We start from the raw sequence: 981 nt of genomic DNA on the forward strand, positions 1-981 counted from the left end.
ATTGGTAAGCGCATCCAGCAGTTGGCCCACAGGGGCTGCGACGGTGCCGCCGAGCAGGCCGTCCACCACGTCCTGCACCGTGGTGACCAGGCCTTCACCCGTGCCACCGCCCGTGCCGCCACCGGGCACCAGGCCGCCCAGCAGGCTGCCGACCAGTCCGCCCAGCCCATCTTCGCCCAGGCCGTTGCCCAGACCTGCAATCAGCTCGTTGAGCGTGCCGATCACCGGGGCCAGGCCTTCGCCGTCCACCTGGGTGAGGCCGTTGACCAGCTCGGTCAGCACGCCCAGCGGGCCGCCCTCCACATTGGTCAGGTTCTCCAGCGCGCCGGTCACGGTGGACAGCAGTCCGTCCGTGGGATTGGTCAGCGCATCGAGCAACTGGCCCACGGGGGCCGCCACGGTGCCGCCCAGCAGGCCGTCCACGACGTCCTGCACGGAGGTGACCACGCCGCTGTCCGGCGTGCCGGGCGGGTTGCCCGTTCCGCCGCCCACCAGGCCGCCCAGCAGTCCGCCCACGCCGGCCAGCAGGCCGCCCAGCGCACCGTCTTCGTCGAGCAGACCGCCCAGCACGTTGTCCACTACCGTACCGATGGAGCCGCCGGAACCCGCTTCGTCCAGGCCCTTGAGCAGCTCATTGAGCGTGCTGATCAGGGGCTCCAGGCCCTGATTCTGGATGTTGACCAGGCCGTCCACCAGCTCGGTCAGCACGCCCAGCGGCCCGCCATTGGTGCTGGTCAAGCTCTCCAGCAGGCCTGTCACCCCGGACAGCGTGCCGCTGCCGGGATTGACCAGCGTATCGATCAGGTTGCCCACCGGGCCTGCCACCGTGCCGCCCGACAGCGCACCCACCACGTCCTGCACCGAGGTGATCAGGCCATGGCCGTCCGTGGGATCCGTCGGATTGGTGGGGTCCGTGGGATTGGTCGGGTTGGTCGGGTTCGTCGGATCCGTGGGATTGGTGGGATTGGTCGGGTTCGTAGG

General features: G+C 69.9%; 1 pseudogene. It reads right to left on the bottom strand.

The features are described 5' to 3' along the window. Positions 1-981, bottom strand: a pseudogene (locus tag DA1_RS30970) (hypothetical protein); the annotation flags it as partial.

This window comes from Delftia acidovorans NBRC 14950 (genome assembly GCF_001598795.1).
GTDB lineage: Bacteria > Pseudomonadota > Gammaproteobacteria > Burkholderiales > Burkholderiaceae_C > Comamonas > Comamonas acidovorans.